Origin of the sequence: Kineothrix sp. MB12-C1 (assembly GCF_030863805.1) — a bacterium.
Lineage (GTDB): Bacteria > Bacillota > Clostridia > Lachnospirales > Lachnospiraceae > Kineothrix.
Map to the genome: position 1 here is coordinate 709,545 of NZ_CP132957.1, position 18,848 is coordinate 728,392.

The 18,848-nt window shown below is 43.6% G+C and carries 15 protein-coding genes; 6 read left to right on the forward strand and 9 right to left on the reverse strand.

Annotation, left to right across the window (positions count from 1 at the left end; translation table 11 throughout):
• Nucleotides 1–16 precede the first annotated feature (16 nt).
• The 4 genes from RBB56_RS03410 to RBB56_RS03425 all read right to left on the reverse strand — a co-directional run bounded on the left by RBB56_RS03410 (nt 17) and on the right by RBB56_RS03425 (nt 2,997).
• Nucleotides 17–490, reverse strand: coding sequence for a heme-degrading domain-containing protein (locus tag RBB56_RS03410; protein ID WP_306721000.1), 474 nt, complete (start codon nt 488–490; stop codon nt 17–19).
• A gap of 78 nt (nt 491–568) precedes the next feature.
• Nucleotides 569–1,633 carry a Gfo/Idh/MocA family oxidoreductase gene (locus tag RBB56_RS03415; protein ID WP_306721001.1) on the reverse strand — a complete coding sequence of 355 codons (1,065 nt, stop codon included), beginning with the start codon at nt 1,631–1,633 and terminating at the stop codon, nt 569–571.
• Nucleotides 1,634–1,643: 10 nt separating this feature from the next.
• Nucleotides 1,644–2,390 (reverse strand): DeoR/GlpR family DNA-binding transcription regulator, encoded by a 747-nt coding sequence (locus tag RBB56_RS03420; RefSeq protein ID WP_306721002.1) that lies wholly within the window; start codon nt 2,388–2,390, stop codon nt 1,644–1,646.
• A 244-nt stretch (nt 2,391–2,634) separates the two neighbouring features.
• Nucleotides 2,635–2,997, reverse strand: a complete 363-nt coding sequence (locus RBB56_RS03425; RefSeq protein ID WP_306721003.1) for a CoA-binding protein — start codon at nt 2,995–2,997, stop codon at nt 2,635–2,637.
• A gap of 287 nt (nt 2,998–3,284) precedes the next feature.
• Here RBB56_RS03425 and RBB56_RS03430 point away from each other — a divergent pair, with 287 nt between their 5' ends.
• The 5 genes from RBB56_RS03430 to RBB56_RS03450 all read left to right on the forward strand — a co-directional run bounded on the left by RBB56_RS03430 (nt 3,285) and on the right by RBB56_RS03450 (nt 6,725).
• Complete coding sequence (locus RBB56_RS03430) at nt 3,285–3,590, forward strand: DUF6442 family protein (protein ID WP_306721004.1); 306 nt, start codon at nt 3,285–3,287, stop codon at nt 3,588–3,590.
• A 24-nt stretch (nt 3,591–3,614) separates the two neighbouring features.
• Complete coding sequence (locus RBB56_RS03435; protein ID WP_306721005.1) at nt 3,615–3,821, forward strand: helix-turn-helix transcriptional regulator; 207 nt, start codon at nt 3,615–3,617, stop codon at nt 3,819–3,821.
• Between the two features lie 40 nt (nt 3,822–3,861).
• Nucleotides 3,862–4,509: a response regulator transcription factor gene (locus RBB56_RS03440; RefSeq protein WP_306721006.1), complete on the forward strand. Its 648-nt coding sequence runs from the start codon at nt 3,862–3,864 to the stop codon at nt 4,507–4,509.
• A 38-nt stretch (nt 4,510–4,547) separates the two neighbouring features.
• Nucleotides 4,548–5,411: a HAMP domain-containing sensor histidine kinase gene (locus tag RBB56_RS03445; RefSeq protein WP_306721007.1), complete on the forward strand. Its 864-nt coding sequence runs from the start codon at nt 4,548–4,550 to the stop codon at nt 5,409–5,411.
• Between the two features lie 108 nt (nt 5,412–5,519).
• A complete protein-coding gene (locus RBB56_RS03450; protein ID WP_306721008.1) occupies nt 5,520–6,725 on the forward strand; it encodes an alpha/beta fold hydrolase in 1,206 nt (401 codons plus the stop codon).
• Nucleotides 6,726–6,762: 37 nt separating this feature from the next.
• Here RBB56_RS03450 and RBB56_RS03455 read toward each other — a convergent pair whose 3' ends face one another.
• The 5 genes from RBB56_RS03455 to RBB56_RS03475 all read right to left on the reverse strand — a co-directional run bounded on the left by RBB56_RS03455 (nt 6,763) and on the right by RBB56_RS03475 (nt 16,434).
• On the reverse strand, nt 6,763–7,314 hold the full coding sequence (locus tag RBB56_RS03455) for an ANTAR domain-containing response regulator (protein WP_306721009.1): 552 nt from the start codon (nt 7,312–7,314) through the stop codon (nt 6,763–6,765).
• A 56-nt stretch (nt 7,315–7,370) separates the two neighbouring features.
• The gene (glnA, locus tag RBB56_RS03460) at nt 7,371–8,702 is read right to left on the reverse strand and encodes a type I glutamate--ammonia ligase (protein WP_306721010.1); all 1,332 of its coding nucleotides are present in this window, start codon (nt 8,700–8,702) and stop codon (nt 7,371–7,373) included.
• A gap of 87 nt (nt 8,703–8,789) precedes the next feature.
• Nucleotides 8,790–10,274, reverse strand: coding sequence for a glutamate synthase subunit beta (locus tag RBB56_RS03465; RefSeq protein WP_306721011.1), 1,485 nt, complete (start codon nt 10,272–10,274; stop codon nt 8,790–8,792).
• A 2-nt stretch (nt 10,275–10,276) separates the two neighbouring features.
• Nucleotides 10,277–14,815: a glutamate synthase large subunit gene (gene gltB, locus RBB56_RS03470; RefSeq protein WP_306721012.1), complete on the reverse strand. Its 4,539-nt coding sequence runs from the start codon at nt 14,813–14,815 to the stop codon at nt 10,277–10,279.
• Entirely contained in the window at nt 14,812–16,434 is a 1,623-nt protein-coding gene (locus tag RBB56_RS03475) for a CTP synthase (protein ID WP_306721013.1), read from the reverse strand. Before RBB56_RS03475 ends, gltB begins: the two co-directional genes overlap by 4 nt.
• A gap of 302 nt (nt 16,435–16,736) precedes the next feature.
• On the opposite strand from RBB56_RS03475, the gene RBB56_RS03480 reads away from it, so the two are divergent.
• Complete coding sequence (locus RBB56_RS03480; RefSeq protein ID WP_306721014.1) at nt 16,737–18,836, forward strand: glutamine synthetase III family protein; 2,100 nt, start codon at nt 16,737–16,739, stop codon at nt 18,834–18,836.
• Nucleotides 18,837–18,848: the final 12 nt, after the last annotated feature.

Sequence of the window (18,848 nt, forward strand, 5' to 3'; positions counted from 1 at the left end):
AAAACTTAACAACTTATTATTTTAGATTTAAAAACTCCTTAATAACGGATACGACTAGCGCATGGTCTTCCTGCTGGGGAAGCCCCGATACAGTAATGGTACCTACCACACCAACATTTCTTATAATAATTGGGAAGGCCCCCCCATGAGCTGCATATTCGAAACTACTCAACAGACTTCTCTCCTCCATAGTCTTACCTGCACCTCTCAGTTCAGTCCCAACATGATAGGAGCTTTTATTAAATTGGTTAACGACTCTATTCTTCCGAATGATCCACTGGTCGTTATCCGGTCCTGTACCATCAAATGCATAGTGAAATAGCTGATGTCCATTACGGGTAATATCCATCGTTATAGCGAGATTATTTTCTTTGGCCTTCTTAATAATAAGCATTCCAATCTCCAAAGCAGTTTCACTCGTAAATTCATTAAACTGTAGTTCTCGTTCCTGTTGTTCCAGTTCATCCAATAATTCTTTCAAATCATCCATAGAAATCTCCGTTCCGCCGCTGACACTGCGGCTCTAAGTTTTTCTTAGCAGTAACATTATTAAATATGTAAACTGTATTTATTCGAATCTCATCCAACGCTTTTCTTCACTGCTTTGCTCCGCTAATTCAATAATCCGAATGGTATTACGCGCTTGCTGAGCCGTTACTGCAAGTTCCTCCCCTTCCGTCAGCACTCCGTATACATTGCGGTAGAGTTCACGATAATCACCGGCTTCACTTTCTATTATTCCGGTGACATGCAGTCCTTCTATGTCTGTATTGATTTTTCCATACATTACTTCAGGCTCCAGTCCCCAGTCTTTGCATTCTTTTGGAATCTTCCCATTATTAAGTTCCTCTTCCTGAATATCTACTCCATATTTTATAAAGGAGCCCTTTCTTCCATGAATGCTGAAATGAGGTGCTGCTTCCCGAATCATCATACCGGATTTCAATGTAACTTTCTTATCGGGATATCTTAGAATCACTTCAAAACTATCCACAGCCTCGGCATTCTTCCTCTGCACATCAATATATCCGAATACCTCCTCCGGTAAGCCGAATAAACACTGAGCCTGATCGATCAAATGAGAACCTAGATCATACAATGTTCCCGATGCCTGTGATGCCTTTTGGTATTTCCAGCTAACCCCAGGCTCCGGTCTGAACTTATCAAAATGAGCTTCGTATTCCACAATTTCTCCCAGCAGATTACTCTTTATTACCTTTTCGACCGTTCTAAAGTCACCATCCCAACGCCGGTTATGGTTTACAGTTAATACTTTACCTATCTTCTTTGCAATAGAAATCAGCTCATCGGCTTCCTCACTCGTACAGGTGAATGGTTTCTCCACCAGAACATTCTTACCGCTTTCCAGCGCTTTCTTAGCGTAGCTGAAATGAACATGGTTCGGAGTCGCTACGATAACTAATTCAATATTCTCATTTCGAAAAATCTCATCGGTATCAGCGACTACCTTAGCTTCGGGATAGCGCTTATTAATTAAAGCAATATTTTCAGGCCTGGTTTCATACACCGTATGAAGATGAAATCCAGGAACACTCGTTAATATGGGGGCATGGAAAACCCGACCACTAAGCCCATATCCGATAAGACCAACGTTAATAATTGTCTGATTCATTCTAACACTCCTATTCTACTATTATTGTATTGATTTGATACTTCTTCAGAATCCCGGCGGCTCTCGGAGGAATATCCTTGTCCGAAATAACCGTATTTATCTTTGAAAACTCTGCTACTGTAGTCAGCCCTACATTTTCAAATTTCGAAGATTCTGAAAGAACAAATACCTTCCGTGCTCTATCACACATTTCTTTTCCAACTTCCGCCCTCATAAAATCACCACAAGTAAATCCTAACTGCTCTGAGAAACCATCCATACCGATAAATGCTTTGTCAACAGAAAGATTACTCAATAGAAGCTTTGTAAGAGGACCGACCATAGCCTCCGCTTCTGCCTGGAAATATCCGCCCAATACCGTAATATGAACGTTACGTCTGTCCTTTAGCATTTTGGGAATATACAGTGAATTGGTTATAATTTTAACTTCCTTTTGTTCCGTCAGTTCCCTTGCAAACAGTGCATTGGTAGAACCTGCCTCTAGCAATATACAGTCTCCGTCTTCAACGAGCTTCACTGCTTCCTTCGCTATCTTAAGCTTTTCATTATAACGAAACTGTAATCTCTTCTCTATGGAATCTGAGGAAACTTGAGCAATACCTCCATGAGTACGCCGTAAAACTCCGCTATTCTCAAGTGCAGAAAGGTCTTTTCGGACAGTGACTTCAGATACATTGAGAAGTGCAGCCAACTCCTTCACTGTGATATTCGGGCGATCAGCAAAGATAGCAAAAATTTTATCCTGCCGTTCCTTCAACCTTACCACCTCCTTTCGCCCTATATAGGAATACTTGAAGCCCTTGCTGAAAAGGATTTCTTCTCTGGCTCAGCGTAGTGCTTGGCATAACCAGAGTATGGAAAGCTTTCATACCATCTTTCTTCACAATCTGTATTTATTGTGTATGAAATTTTCACAACTAATCTGTTTCGCAATTACTTATATATTCGATTATACATTTATCTTCATTCAAAATCAATATACTTTCATATGAAACTAATTGTTATTCTGCCTTTGTATATAACCTCAACCCCACCAATAAACATCCTTGAATATAGGGGATCCTATTTTGTTCCAAATATTCCAATAATGCTTCACTTTCAGCTCCGGGTTGTATCACAACACATTTACACTGCTTCTTACTCTCCTTCATTAGCTCTAACCCTCTTATCGGATTGATACACAAATCGACAATATCGATGTCTTCCGGTATCTCATTGATAGAACTCAACTCTTTTCCTACCGCATATACTTTATATCCATGCTCAATTAAACCTTCTTTTATTTTGCAGGCATATTTCTCTTTATTAGTTGTATCTCCAATAACAACAAATATATTTTCCTGCATAATCTCCTTTAAATCCATCTACGTGCCTCCTCTACAACTGCTTTTTCTCTTTAGTGTAGCCACTATCATATTTAAATTCATTGATTTTACTATATCTTAGCAATAAACTTTTTACAAGGTTATAGGAATCATTACATCAAAAGATACGAGGGCTACCATTTAGTAGACTTCATATATCTAAATTATAAATTATGAAATTTATTATTGACAAGTACACTTGGCATGAATATTATATAGATAACAAGTATACTTGGCATATCAATCTATGTTAATTATGCTATCTTAAATTCTGAAGGGGATATCATATGAAAAAGGAAGAAATCTTAAAAATGAGCAGAGATGAAAGAAAAGATGAAGGAAAGTTGTACATTCATGCTTACGGAAGAAAATATGGCGTTTGGGGTATGCTTTTCATATTTATCATTCTTTCTGTTTACCATCTGTATACGGAAACATATGAGGAAATCTATTCGTTATTAGCTGTAATCTTCGGATATCTAAGCTGTGAAAGTCTAGGAATATTTGTAATCACCAAAAGGAAAACAGAATTATTCAAAATTATTATCGGCACTGTTGTTTGTATCACATTTCTAACCCTGGCTTTGCAGTAACCTTTTTAAAATAGGCGGTGAATCATGAATGAACAATTAATTCTAAAAAACAGATTACGGGAAATACGTACCAAGCAACATTTATCCCAAAAACAATTGGCCGAGTTAGTAGGTGTTTCAAGAAATACTATTAGTTCTATCGAAACCGGACAATATAATCCTACTGCAAAACTTGCTTTGATTTTATGTATTGCTTTAGAAACGGATTTTGAAAAGATGTTCTATTTCTAGATTATATAATAACTGCACATCGGGGAGGTATGAAAACTATATGACTATTTTAATTGCGGATGACGAGATGGACATCCGAAATCTGATAAAAATCAGTCTTGAGGAAAATGGATACGATGTCTTAACAGCACGAAACGGCAAGGAGGCATGGGACATCCTGATGTCTCAGAATATAGATTTAGCAATTCTTGACGTCATGATGCCAGTGATGGACGGCTTTAATCTGCTTCGCAAAATACGGGAATGCAGCACTATCCCCGTTATCTTTTTGACCGCAAGGACGGAGGACATGGACAAGGTATTAGGACTTGGACTAGGCGCGGACGACTACCTCTCTAAGCCGTTTTCTGTTGCTGAGTTAATAGCGCGTGTAGGTGCACAGTTACGCCGGAGTAATGAATATCTGCAACCTAGAGAAAAGGTCACTACAAGCATTACATATGGAAACCTATCTATCAATAAAGAAAAATGCTGTGTCTTTAAAGATGGAGAACTTATTGAACTCGGCGCAAAGGAGTATAAACTACTTCTGTATTTTATGGAAAACCCAGAGCGAGTTTTCACAAAACGGCAGCTTTATCAAGCAGTTTGGGATGATGAATTCTATTATGACGATAACACTGTGATGGTTCATATCAGCCGCATCCGAAGTCGGATCGAAGATGAGCCGCACTTGTTTTTGCTGTAGCTGTTGCCGTGTATCTTTTGTTACTCGCCATTCTAACAATGATCTATTCCAGAATCACTGCTGCGCAAATTACAGACCCTTTGCAAAAGCTCTGTTATGGTACAAGGCTTTTACGTGAGGGTGATTATTCCGCACGGGTGGATTTGCACCTGAAAAATGAGTTTGCTGAGTTGCAGAATACTTTTAACGATATGGCAGCCCGGATCGAGAGTGAGATTTCTCTTCGTAAAAAGTCAGAGGAGGATAGACGGCGGTTGATTCTCGATATCTCTCACGACCTCAAGAATCCGCTGTCCAGTATACAGGGGTATACAGAATTACTTATGCAAAAATCTGAATTTCCCGAACTAAAGATCATTCATCAAAACAGTCAGAGGGCGAACCGTCTGCTCAATGAGCTATTTGAGCTTTCCAAAATGGACAGCCCGGAGTTTTCCTTAAAGACAGAAGAAACTGATTTAAGTGAAACCCTCCGCCAGCTATGCGGCGAGCTTGTGCCCCAGTTAGAACAGGCGGGCTTTGAATATGAATTCCATATTCCCGAAGACGGTATTTTTGTCCTGCTGGATACAAACCATTTCGGGCGAATCATTCAGAACCTTGCAAGCAATGCGTTACGATATAACTTACAGGGAACAAAAGTTACCGTAAGTCTGACAGTAAAAAATCATCAAGCAGTAATCGATTTTGGCGATGATGGAATTGGAATTCCTACCCATCTCGTACAGGATATTTTCAAGCCTTTTGTCCGGGCGGATGATTCCCGCAACTCCGAAACCGGCGGCAGCGGGTTGGGCCTTTCTATTGCGAAGAAAATCGCCGAGGCACACGGAGGCAATTTGACATTGTCCCAAGGCGGCGATAAGGGCTGTGCCTTTAGAATTACGATTTCTACGATTTAAGGTAGATTTAAGATTGGATTAAGCTGTATGACAGATTCGATTGCTATGATAGCAATGAGTCTGTCATACAGCTTATTTGATAACCCATAAAATAATGGAGGCCTTATCATGATTCAAACAATCCTATTTCTTATTATGACCGCACTATCCGTCATCGCACTTGCAGGGCTATTGCTCCTGTTAGTACATCGCATCATCGCACGACTCCTCGGCAAGCCGAATCCAAGGCAGATCACACGCCTGAAAAAGATGGCACTGTTCTTTTCCGGGGTGATGGTTTTTAACCTAATCTTTGTCGCTTTCACACAATTAACTGCATCCACCCCACGCATTATCGACGAGAATGGAAACATGCCCGAAAACAGTATTGCAGAACTGACAGGGCTTGAGCTCAACGGCAGAAAACAGTGGGTCAGCCTGAGAGGTTGGGATAAGAGCAAACCTGTGCTGCTCTTTCTGGCGGGAGGCCCCGGCGGCACGCAGATGGCTGCAGTACGCCATGAGTTGGCAGAACTGGAAAAACACTTTGTCGTTGTGAACTGGGATCAGCCCGGTTCCGGCAAATCCTACTATGCCGAGAAAACGAAGGACATCACCGTAGATACCTACCTTCAAGATGGCCGCGCGTTGACGGAGTATTTAAAGGAACGTTTTTCACAAGAAAAAATATATTTAATAGGCGAATCTTGGGGCAGTGCATTGGGAATTTTCCTGATTGACAAAGATCCTGAATCCTACCACGCCTTAATCGGCACAGGACAGATGATTGATTTTGTCGAAACCGAATGCATGGACTACGCAAAGGCGATGGAAATCGCTAGAGATAATGGCAATACTGCTCTCATAGAACAGCTTGTGGAAAACGGTGAACCGCCCTATTACGGCAAAGATGTCACGTGGAAAAGCGCAGCATACATTAATTACCTAAACAGCTACATGACAAGCAATCCAAGTATCCAGAACCCCGGTTACAATACCTTACGGGATATCGGTTCTTCCGAATATGGGCTGCTCGATAAAATAAACTATGCCCGCGGCGTTATCAATACGTTTGGCCATGTGTACCAGCAGCTTTATGATATCGACATGAGGACGGATTACACCGAACTGAACGTTCCCGTCTACTTCTTTCTGGGGCGGCATGATATCAACGCACCTACCGTGCTGGTCGAGGAATACGAGCGGCTACTGAATGCACCCGATAAAAGAATTGTATGGTTTGAACATTCCGGCCACAATCCGTGGATCAATGAACGGGAAAGGTTTGTAGATGAGGTATTATCCTGCTTTCTAAAAAGCGAACCGCGGCAATAATATGGTATTTTAATGAGGAGTAACTGTACGATACACTTTATATCTCATCATAAATCAGTGTTAAGATCATCTGCGCCGTTTCCACCATATTAGTGGCGCTGTCCATACTGCATTTCTGTATATAGCTATATGCTTCCTCTTCTGTCAGATGGTTCCTTTCCATCAAAAGAAGTTTTGCATTTTTAATATAATTTTCATCCTGCTCGCTACGTATCTTTCCTTTTTTCTTTTCTTTTTTTAACCTTCGCCCAATTTGACGAAGTTGCATTTCCACGGTATTTATTAACTCAAAAGTACGAATTGGGATTGTCACGGCCATAACGCTTATTTCTGCAGAACTGACCACACTGGGAGAACCTATGAGCAATAGTTCAAAGAATTCGGGCAAAAGATCGTTCAGTTCTCCATAATACATATCTGGAAGCTTATAGCTGCTTATAACCAGTCCTGATAGGCCTTTATTGACTTCACTCAGGACTTGAGCGGCGGTCGTACATGCTACGGTATTTTCGAATCCATGCTGAATCAGTATTTTCCGTATCTTTTTTGCATCTTCAATTTTCGGTAAAGCGACGATAATGATGCTCATGTACTACCTCCTATTTTATTTATTATTAGACAATTGCAAAACTAAATAATCAGCATTTATACACGGTACAAATACTGTTCAATTTCCCATTCAGAAACTTGCTCCATGTATCTTTCCCACTCTTTCTGCTTAGCTTTCAGGTAGCAGTTTACAAAAGTCTCCCCCAGAACAGCTTTTATAAGCGGATCTTTGGCGAATTCATCCAGAGCCTCGCTCAGATTTTCCGGCAGAGTATCGATACCTGCCTGCTTCTTTTCTTCTTTTGAGAATCTTCGAATATTCTCTTTCAGCTCCTTAGTTATCCGCATATTCTTTTCTATTCCATCCAGACCTGCTGCCAGACATAAAGCAAATACCAGATATGGATTCGATGCGGAATCCGGGCTTCTCAGTTCCAATCTTGCCCCCTCTTCCCTCTGTGTCTGTACGCGAACGAGTGCCGTACGCTGCTTCGTTGACCAAGTAATATCAGAAGGTGCTTCGAATCCCGGTGCCAGTCTTTTATACGAGTTCACAAGAGGGTTACACACCGCAGTCATTCCTTTAATATGTGCCAGAATCCCTGCCATAAAGGAATACCCTTCTTTACTCAATCCAATCTCATCTTCGGCGTCTGATAAAATATTTTTTCCATCTTTCATAAGATACATATTGATATGCATACCGGAACCATTTACTCCTGCTTTGGGCTTTGGCATGAAGGTAGCGTGAAGGCCGTGTCTCTTAGCAATAGTACGCACTGCCACCTTGAAGGTCATTACTTTATCGGCTGTCTCTCGTACATCGGAAAATTGAAAATCAATTTCTTGCTGTCCCGGAGCGATCTCATGATGAGATGATTCGATTTCATATCCCATTTCTTCCAGTGTCAGCACCATATCTCTTCTGGCATTTTCACCCAAATCAACCGGGCTTAAATCCATATATCCTGCTTTTTCATGAGTTGTTGTTGTCGGCATTCCATTATCATCCGTATGAAAAAGGAAAAATTCACACTCCGGGTTTACCATCAACGTATATCCTGCACTCACAGCTTTTGCCACAACCTGGTCGAGAATGAAACGCGGGCTCTCCTTATAAGCTGTACCGTCTTCCTGATAGATATCACAGATAAATCGGGCAACCTTCCCTTGTTGCGGCCGCCACGGTAGAATCGTAAAGGTTGACAGATCCGGATGCAGATACATATCAACTTCCTCATCGCGTATAGATCCTCCGATGGAGGACGCATCTATGACACAGCGGTTATCCATAGCCTTCTCCAGTTTAGTGGAGGGAATCGCAATGTTTTTTAACGTACCGAACATATCCGTAAACTGCAGGCGGATAAATTCCACATCCTCTTCCTCAGCCATACGCAGTATTGCTTCTCTCGTATAGTTCTCCATTGTATTATCTCCTCTCTTAATACCATAAAATTTTGGTTGCATTATAGCAATGGACTTTCATATTGTCAATAGAATCGCTCTAGAAGTTTATGGGTTCGAATAGCCCATTAGCGAGGCATCTACCGCTTCCGCAGACTTTTGCCCTTCCCGAATCGCCCATACTACCAGAGACTGCCCTCTACGCACATCCCCTGCCGCAAAAATACCGGGGACACTAGTCTCATATTCCTCCGGCTTAGTCTCCACATTATCTCTCTCATTCACAGACACCTTAAAAGCTTCCGTCACATATTTCTCACTGCCCAAAAAACCAGCCGCAATCAGAACGAGCTGCGCATCAATGATCTCTTCGGATCCTTCTACCGGCACCATGTTCATACGTCCCGTCTTTTCATCTTTTTTGCTCTCTAATTTCACAATCTTAGCTTTCTGAACATTTCCTCTTTCATCCTTTATGAACTCTGTCACCGTAGTCTGATAAATCCTTGGATCATGGCCGAATACTTCAATTGCCTCCTCCTGGCCGTAATCCGTCTTGGAAACACGGGGCCACTGAGGCCATGGGTTATTGTCCGCTCTCGTGTCGGGAGCCTTCGGCATCATCTCGAGTTGGATTACGGATTTGGCTCCCAAACGAACCGCCGTACCGACACAATCGTTTCCTGTATCGCCGCCGCCGATGACCAATACATGCTTTCCTTTGACCGGTGCGAGCTTCTGCGCCTTAAAATCAGGATCGAAAACGCTCTTTGTCACCGCTGTGAGAAAATCTACCGCAAAAAAGATATGATTGGCATCTCTTCCGGGAACCTTCAAATCTCTCGGATTGGAAGCTCCGCAACAAAGTATAATTCTATCAAACTCTTTCTTCAGTTCAGAGACCTTTATGTCCTTACCTACATCCATCCCTGTTTTAAAAATAACACCTTCCTCCTCCATCAGCCGTACCCTTCGGTCAATTACCGCTTTATCCAGCTTCATGTTGGGGATTCCGTAGCGCAGAAGTCCTCCGATCCGGTCACTCCTTTCAAATACAGTTACCTGATGCCCTCTTCTGTTAAGCTGCTGCGCCGCTGCCAGACCGGCGGGACCGCTGCCGATTATGGCAACTTTCTTCCCTGTCCTTATCTCGGGAATCTGTGGCTTTACCCATCCCATTTCAAAAGCAGTTTCGATGATAGCATGTTCATTGTCCTTGATAGCTACCGGTTCTCCGTTCAGTCCGCAGGTGCAGGATGCCTCACAGGGAGCCGGACATACTCTGCCGGTAAATTCCGGCAGGCTATGGGTCTTGGAAAGGCGCAGATAAGCCTGTTCCCAATTTCCTGTATATACCAAATCGTTGGTTTCCGGCACCAGATTGTGCAGCGGGCATCCCAAAGCCATTCCTCCCAGCAGGATTCCTGACTGGCAGAACGGAACGCCGCATTCCATGCAGCGGGCTCCCTGCTTCTGTTGCTCTTCTTTGGATAAATACTTCTTAATTTCTCCAAAGTGTCCGATTCTTTGTCTCGGCTCCTCCTGCTTAGCACTTTCCCTCTTATACTCTAAAAATCCTGTCGGCTTTCCCATTCTTACTCAGCTCCTTTACTAAAATTCTCATTGAACGCTTCCAGCTGTGCCTGTTCCTGAGACATACCCTGCTCTTCCAATCTCGCTGCAAGAGTGGTCATTTTCTTATAATCCTCAGGAACAATTTTCTTGAATTTGGGCAGGTACTCCTGAAAATGCGCTAATATCTCCTGTCCCTTCTCAGAGCCGACAGCTTCCACATGAGCTGCAATCATATCATAAAGCTCCTGAATATCAGGCTTTGTCTCCACTTTCTCAACGAATACCATCTCTTTATTCAGATTCTTATACAGATCATTTTTCTCATCCAGCACATAAGCGATACCTCCGCTCATTCCGGCTGCGAAGTTCTTTCCTATTCTGCCAAGCACAACTACACGTCCGCCGGTCATGTATTCGCAGCCATGTTCTCCTAAGCCCTCTACAACCGCATGAGCCCCTGAGTTACGGACTGCAAAACGCTCTCCTGCTACCCCACATATGTAGGCGGTTCCGCTGGTAGCACCATAAAGTGCAACATTTCCTGTAATTACATTTTCCTCCGCTTTATAATTCCTCTCCTTCGGCGGATACACCACAATCTTTCCGCCGGACAAGCCCTTGCCCATATAATCATTACAGTCACCGCAAAGAGTCAAAGTGAGACCTTTCGGTATAAATGCGCCGAAGCTCTGTCCACCCGCTCCTGTACAGGAAACAGTAATGGTATCCTCCGGCAGCCCTTCCTTATGTTTTCTTGTAATCTCTGCGCCGAGAATTGTTCCGAATGCCCTGTCTGTATTGCTAACAGAAACTTCAAGTTTGGATCTCTTTCCCTTTTCCACTGCTGTTTTCAGCTCTTTGAGAAGTACATTTTCGTCCTTTGTCTCTTCCAGTCGGAAATCATATTCCTGAGCAGGGTCAAAAGTAACTTTCGTGTCTGCTCCCACATAAGGATTATTTAAAACTGCGCTCAAATCCATCTGGAAAGCCATAGAACTTTCCGGAGTTTCCTTTTGCCTCAGCAGATCGGTACGCCCAACCATCTCATCCAATGTGCGTATACCCAGCTTCGCCATATATTCACGCAGCTCCTGCGCGATAAAGCGCATAAAATTAATTACGTATTCCGGTTTCCCAGCGAAACGCTTTCGCAGCTCTGGATTCTGGGTTGCCACACCCACCGGACAGGTATCCAGATTACAAACCCGCATCATAACACAGCCTACCGTCACCAGAGGTGCTGTCGCAAAACCGAACTCCTCCGCACCCAGCAAAGCAGCCACAGCCACATCACGACCGCTCATCAACTTACCGTCTGTCTCGATCATAACACGACTGCGAAGTCCGTTCTTCAAAAGTGTCTGATGAGTCTCGGCCAAACCGAGCTCCCACGGAAGCCCTGCATTATGAATCGAACTTTGAGGCGCTGCTCCGGTACCTCCATCATATCCTGAAATCAAAATAACCTGTGCTCCGGCTTTTGCGACACCGGCAGCAACCGTACCCACTCCGGCTTCTGAAACGAGCTTCACCGAAATCCTCGCATATTTATTTGCGTTTTTCAGGTCATAAATAAGTTCTGCCAAGTCCTCGATAGAATAAATATCATGATGAGGAGGCGGTGAAATAAGACTTACACCTGGTGTGGAATGTCTCGTTTTCGCAATCCACGGATAAACCTTCTTAGCGGGCAGGTGACCGCCTTCACCGGGTTTTGCCCCTTGCGCCATCTTAATTTGAATTTCTTTTGCACTGACCAAATAGCGACTCGTAACACCAAAGCGTCCGGAAGCCACCTGCTTAATTGCGGAACAGCGATCCACAGCACCTCCTGCACTGTCCAGACGCTCATCGCTCTCACCACCCTCGCCGGCATTAGACTTACCATGCAGCATATTCATGGCGGTAGCAAGTGTCTCGTGAGCCTCCTGGGAAATAGAACCATAGGACATAGCACCGGTCTTAAAACGCTTTACAATCTCATCCACACTCTCCACTTCCTCGATGGAGATTCCTTTTTCCGGGTATTTAAAGTCCATCAAGCTTCTCAGATAACCGCTCTGTTCCCTGTCCACCAGCTCCGTATACTGCTTGAACATACTATAATCCCCATGCTTTGTGGACTCCTGCAGCATATGGATCGTCTGCGGATTATAGCGGTGTTTTTCTCCTTCACTTCGCAGCTTATGGATACCCATGCTTTCCAGCTCCAAATTGGTCGGCAGACCGAGGGGATCGAAAGCTTTGGAGTGACGCACATCCACATCATTAGCAATATCCTTTAAAGTAATGCCGCCCACACGGCTCACAGTTCCCGCGAAATATTTATCAATTACTTCTTCAGAGATACCAAGAGCTTCAAATATTTTCGATCCCTGATAAGACTGAATCGTAGAAATTCCCATCTTGGATGCAATTTTTACGATTCCGTGTAAAATAGCACTGTTATAGTCATCCACAGCCGCATAGTAATCTTTATCGAGCAGCTTACTGCCGATCAGTTCTTTTATCGTATCCTGTGCCAAATATGGATTGATGGCACAAGCTCCATATCCCAGCAGTGTTGCAAAATGATGCACCTCTCTCGGTTCCCCTGATTCCAGGAGCATCGCAAGCGAAGTTCTCTTTTTTGTCTTTACCAAATATTGATGTACTGCAGACACGGCCAGAAGAGATGGAATCGGCATATGATTCTCATCCACACCCCTGTCGGAGAGTACAAGAATGTTTGCGCCATCCTTATAAGCCTTATCCACTTCCACAAACAGTCTGTCAATCGCCCGGTCCAGGCGTGTGCTTTTATAATACGCAATAGGAACTACGGCGACCTTAAATCCTTTCACTTTCATATTCTTAATTTTCAGCATATCCGTGTTGGTCAGAATCGGATTATTCACCTTCAATACCTGACAGTTCTCCGGCTGTTCCTTCAATAGGTTTCCATCTTTTCCTACATAGACTGTCGTACTTGTGACAATCTCCTCGCGGATAGCATCGATGGGGGGATTCGTCACCTGCGCAAACAGTTGCTTGAAATAATTGAATAAGGGTTGATGCTTTTGGGAAAGCACGGCAAGGGGGATATCCGTTCCCATGGATACAATCTCCTCAGAACCGTTCAACGCCATATTATAAATGGACTTTCTATATTCCTCATAAGTATATCCGAATGTCTTCTGCATTCTCCGAAGCGCTTCTCCTTCGTACTCTTCCACTCGGATATTGGGAATCTTCAGATTATGCAGCTCCACCAAATTGCTATCCAGCCATTCTCCATAGGGTTGCTTTCCGGCATAGAGTTCTTTTAATTCATCATCATTGAAAATCTGCCCCTTCACCGTATCCACAAGCAGAATTTTCCCGGGATGCAAACGTTCCTTAAGTATAATGTCCTTCTCCGGTATAGGAATAACTCCCACCTCCGAAGCGAGAATTACATCACCATCCACCGTAATATAATATCTGGATGGACGCAGACCATTTCTGTCAAGAACTGCTCCCATCACATCGCCGTCAGAAAATAAAATAGAGGCAGGCCCATCCCAAGGCTCCATCATGGTCGCATAATATTGGTAGAAGTCTCTTCGTTCCTGAGAAAGTGTACTATTATTCGCCCATGGCTCCGGAATTGTAAGCATAACGCTCAACGGCAGATCCATTCCGTTCATCGTCAAGAATTCAAGCGTATTATCTAACATGGCGGAATCAGAACCTCTGGTATCCACGACCGGAAGCACCTTATGAAGCTGATCCTTCAGATAATCGGAAACCATAGTTTCCTCCCTTGCCAGCATTTTATCCGCATTTCCCCGTATCGTATTAATTTCTCCGTTATGTACGATAAAACGGTTGGGGTGGGCCCGTTCCCAACTTGGATTGGTATTAGTACTGAAACGAGAATGTACCATAGCAATAGCAGATTCATAGTGAGCATCCTGCAGATCGGTAAAGAATGTGCGAAGCTGATTTACGAGAAACATCCCTTTATATACGATGGTGCGGCTGGACATGGACACCACATAAGTATTGTCGTTGCTCTGTTCGAATACGCGTCTGGCAATATACAGCCTTCTATCAAAGGAAAGTCCCTTTTCCACATTTTCCGGCTTCTTAATAAATGCCTGCACGATATTGGGCATACACTCTAACGCCTTATGTCCCAGCACCTCCGGGCATACAGGCACCTTTCGATATCCTAAGAACTCCAGCCCTTCCTTCTCCACAATAATCTCGAACATTTTTCTCGCCTGATTGTATTTCAATTCATCCTGAGGAAAGAACAGTACGGCAATTCCATATTCCCGTTCTCCCCCTATGGAGATACCTTCTTCTTGACATATCTTCGAAAAAAACTTATGAGAAATCTGAAGCAGGATTCCAACACCGTCACCCGTCTTTCCCTCTGCATCCTTTCCCGCCCTATGCTCCAGATTTTCCACAATCTTCAGAGCATTCTCCACGGTTTTATGGCTTTTAATACCTTTGCTATTCACCACAGCTCCGATACCACAGTTATCATGTTCAAATTGCTGTCGATACAATCCTTCTTCTATTCTCATAATCGAAAACCTCTTTCTTTCTTATATTCAACGGCTGCACACACAAGTCCCGCAAATAGCGGATGTGAATGATTGGGTCTGGACTTTAATTCCGGATGTCCCTGTGTTCCTATGAAGAACGGATGATCCGCAATTTCAATCATCTCCACAATCCTGTCATCCGGGGAGAGACCGGCAAGAATCATCCCTCTCTCCTCTAACTTCTCCCTATAATTGTTATTCACTTCATAGCGGTGTCTGTGACGCTCCGAAATTTCCTCTGTTCCATATAATTCATAAGATCTTGTTCCTTTTTTCAACTTACAAGGATAGGAACCAAGTCTTAAAGTGCCTCCCAAGTTCTCCACCCCATTCTGTTCCGGCATAAGGTCAATGACAGGATGCGGCGTATTAGGATTTATCTCTATGCTGTCCGCATCATGATATGCGAGCACATTACGGGCAAATTCTATGATCGCCACCTGCATTCCAAGACAAATTCCCAAAAATGGAATGCGATTCTCCCTCGCATATTTTACTGCCAGAACCTTCCCTGCCGTTCCTCTTGTTCCGAAACCGCCCGGAACCAGTATCCCACTCAAACCGCCTAACAGTTCTTCATAATTATCTTCCGTAAGCAATTCGGAATCTATCCAGCGAATCTTTACACTGGCATGACAGGCAATTCCACCGTGTTTTAATGCTTCCACAACACTTAAATAGGCATCATGAAGCTGTATATATTTTCCTACGACAGCTATTTCAACCTCCGCTTCCGGATGCCGCAGGTCATTCACCATACGCTTCCAATCTTCCAAATCAGGTTCCGGACATGGTAAACGAAGACATTCACACACTACCTGTGCCAAGTTCTCTCTCTCCATTGCCAAGGGTGCTTCGTAAAGATATTCTACATCCAAATTCTGCAATACATGGCTTTTTGGCACATTACAAAACAGGGCGATCTTATCTTTTATTTCAGAGGAGATGGGGTATTCCGACCGACAGACCAAGATATCAGGCTGCAGCCCCATTCCCTGAAGCTCTTTCACACTAGCCTGTGTAGGCTTTGTCTTTAATTCCCCCGATGCTTTCAAATAAGGAATCAGAGTAACATGAATTAAAATAGCATTCTCATGCCCCACATCATGCTGAAACTGCCGGATGGCCTCCAAAAAGGGCTGACTCTCAATATCGCCCACCGTACCTCCCACCTCGATGATTGCAATTCGTTCCTCATCCTGCGTCTTCGCCTGATAAAAACATCCTTTTATCTCATTGGTAATATGCGGAATGACCTGTACCGTTCCTCCGCCGTAGTCTCCGCGGCGCTCTTTGTGAAGTACAGACCAATATATTTTACCCGTTGTCACGTTGGAGTTCTTATCCAGACTTTCATCTATAAATCTCTCGTAATGTCCCAGGTCCAGATCCGTTTCCGTACCGTCATCTGTTACAAAGACCTCCCCATGCTGAATCGGATTCATTGTGCCGGGATCTACATTAATATAGGGATCAAGTTTCTGCATCGTTACCTTATAACCTCTCGCCTTTAAAAGACGGCCGAGCGATGCTGCGGTAATTCCCTTTCCAAGTCCTGATACCACACCGCCTGTAACAAAAACATATTTTACTGCCATCACATCTTCCTCCTGTACCACTTTAAATAATATAAAACACAAAAAAGGCGTCGGATTCCCTAATATATAAGGGTAACCGACGCCATTGCCGTTAATCGTAAAAAACCATAGAATTACTATATCTTATTTTTCCTTGTTTGTAAATCCCCCAAATAATTTTTCCAAAAATACTTGACAATTCTTTTTCTTCGTGTAATACTCACTCCATAAAGCAAAGGCGCTTTGGATGGACGCATCCGAAGTGCCTTTTTTATTTTGTAGAAAAGCACCCTGTTACATTTTTTTGAGAGGAGAATTATGACATGCCAAAAGATATCCCTACTTTATACGGAAGCCTGGTTTTTAATGACAAAGTAATGCGCAACAAACTCCCGAAGGACGTATATGAAGCCCTCCGCAAGACAACTGAAAACGGGACCCATCTGGAATTGGATATTGCCAATTCAGTAGCGGTTGCTATGAAAGAATGGGCGGTTGAAAATGGTGCAACACACTTTACCCATTGGTTCCAGCCTATGACTGGATTTACCGCTGAGAAACACGACAGCTTTATCTCTCCGGACGGAAATGGTGAGATTATTATGGAATTTTCCGGTAAGGAACTGATAAAAGGAGAACCGGATGCATCCAGCTTCCCTTCCGGCGGCCTGCGTGCCACCTTTGAAGCGAGGGGATATACAAACTGGGACCCCACTTCACCGGCCTTTATTAAAGATCGTACTCTTTGTATTCCGACAGCCTTTTGTTCCTTTAGCGGCGAAGCACTCGATAAAAAGACGCCGCTTCTTCGTTCCATGGAGACCCTAAACAAAGAAGCGGTAAAAATGCTTCATCTTCTGGGAAATAAAGAGGTAACGAGTGTCAACACCACCGTAGGTCCTGAACAGGAGTACTTTTTGATACCGAAGGACTTATACAAGAAGCGCCGTGACCTTATTTTCACGGGAAGAACTCTGTTCGGTGCCCAGGCTCCGAAAGGTCAGGAAATGGAAGATCACTATTTCGGTGCTCTAAAGCCAACAGTTGCCTCTTACATGCACGATCTGGACGATGAATTGTGGAAACTTGGCATTCCCTCCAAAACAAAACATAACGAAGTTGCTCCCGCGCAGCATGAGCTTGCACCTATTTTCGATACTACCAACGTAGCTGTCGATCATAATCAGCTTGTCATGGAAGTCATGAAAAAGACGGCTGAAAAACATAACCTTGTCTGCCTATTGCATGAAAAACCTTTTGACGGTATTAACGGAAGCGGAAAGCACAATAACTGGTCCATCTCTACGAACACCGGAATAAACCTATTAGATCCCAGCAAAACCCCTGCGGAAAATACTCAGTTCCTTGTATTTCTGATGGCAGTCATTAAAGCAGTGGATGATTATGCGGATCTTATGAGAGTAGCCGCTGCCGGTGCCGGTAACGATCATCGCCTTGGCGGCAATGAAGCACCTCCGGCAATCGTTTCCATTTTCATCGGGGATGAATTGGAAGCCATCTTAACATCGATTGAAGAGGATTCCTACTTTGGAAAAGCACATCCGGTACAGCTGGAAACCGGCGCACATGTACTTCCCCACTTCATTAAAGATACCACCGACAGAAACAGGACCTCACCATTTGCCTTTACCGGCAATAAATTCGAATTCCGTATGCTCGGCTCTTCCGCCTCCGTGGCAAACCCGAATATGGTACTGAACACTGCCGTAGCTGAATCACTGTCACAATTCTACGATGAACTGAAGGATACCACTCCGGAAGAGATGGAACATGCGGTGCACGAATTATTGAAGCGAGCAATCAAAAAACATAAAAAAGTAATCTTCAACGGCAATGGCTATACCGAGGAATGGGTGAAGGAGGCCAAGGAAAGAGGTCTTTACAATCTGGTTTCCACTCCGGAGGCTCTCCCACATTTTATTGCTAACAAAAATGTGGATTTATTTACGAAACATGGCGTCTTTACGAAAGGAGAGATTTTCTCCCGCTATGAAGTTCTACTGGAAAACTATGCAAAGACAATTGCCATCGAATCGAAAACCATGCAGGAAATGCTCGTAAAAGACTTCCTTCCTGCCGTTAACAACTATTCCGCTTCCATCGCTAAAAATGCTGCAGAGAAAAAGGCCTTAATTCCTAACCTCTCCACCGCTTCGGAAGAAACCCTTGTGAAAAGCCTGACCGAAGCTTCCAATGCCCTCTCTTTCAAGATAGAAGAACTGAAAGAAGTCACTATAGAAGCCGAATCGGTGAAGGATATACAAAAACGGGCCGATTTATTCCATGAAAAGGTTCTTCCTATCATGAACGAATTAAAAGAGGTAGCTAATAAGATAGAGACAGAAATTCCCGATATGCTGCTTCCTTATCCGACCTACGGCCAACTGCTATTTTACATCTAAGGAGTTTATCAC

What these genes read in the sequence shown, in the direction of transcription:
- RBB56_RS03410 (WP_306721000.1), bottom strand. Translation starts at nt 490, where the DNA reads ATGGATGATTTGAAAGAATTATTGGATGAACTGGAACAACAGGAACGA.
- RBB56_RS03415 (WP_306721001.1), bottom strand. Translation starts at nt 1,633, where the DNA reads ATGAATCAGACAATTATTAACGTTGGTCTTATCGGATATGGGCTTAGT.
- RBB56_RS03425 (WP_306721003.1), bottom strand. Translation starts at nt 2,997, where the DNA reads ATGGATTTAAAGGAGATTATGCAGGAAAATATATTTGTTGTTATTGGA.
- RBB56_RS03430 (WP_306721004.1), top strand. Translation starts at nt 3,285, where the DNA reads ATGAAAAAGGAAGAAATCTTAAAAATGAGCAGAGATGAAAGAAAAGAT.
- RBB56_RS03435 (WP_306721005.1), top strand. Translation starts at nt 3,615, where the DNA reads ATGAATGAACAATTAATTCTAAAAAACAGATTACGGGAAATACGTACC.
- RBB56_RS03440 (WP_306721006.1), top strand. Translation starts at nt 3,862, where the DNA reads ATGACTATTTTAATTGCGGATGACGAGATGGACATCCGAAATCTGATA.
- RBB56_RS03445 (WP_306721007.1), top strand. Translation starts at nt 4,548, where the DNA reads ATGATCTATTCCAGAATCACTGCTGCGCAAATTACAGACCCTTTGCAA.
- RBB56_RS03450 (WP_306721008.1), top strand. Translation starts at nt 5,520, where the DNA reads ATGATTCAAACAATCCTATTTCTTATTATGACCGCACTATCCGTCATC.
- RBB56_RS03455 (WP_306721009.1), bottom strand. Translation starts at nt 7,314, where the DNA reads ATGAGCATCATTATCGTCGCTTTACCGAAAATTGAAGATGCAAAAAAG.
- glnA (WP_306721010.1), bottom strand. Translation starts at nt 8,702, where the DNA reads ATGGAGAACTATACGAGAGAAGCAATACTGCGTATGGCTGAGGAAGAG.
- RBB56_RS03465 (WP_306721011.1), bottom strand. Translation starts at nt 10,274, where the DNA reads ATGGGAAAGCCGACAGGATTTTTAGAGTATAAGAGGGAAAGTGCTAAG.
- gltB (WP_306721012.1), bottom strand. Translation starts at nt 14,815, where the DNA reads ATGAGAATAGAAGAAGGATTGTATCGACAGCAATTTGAACATGATAAC.
- RBB56_RS03475 (WP_306721013.1), bottom strand. Translation starts at nt 16,434, where the DNA reads ATGGCAGTAAAATATGTTTTTGTTACAGGCGGTGTGGTATCAGGACTT.
- RBB56_RS03480 (WP_306721014.1), top strand. Translation starts at nt 16,737, where the DNA reads ATGCCAAAAGATATCCCTACTTTATACGGAAGCCTGGTTTTTAATGAC.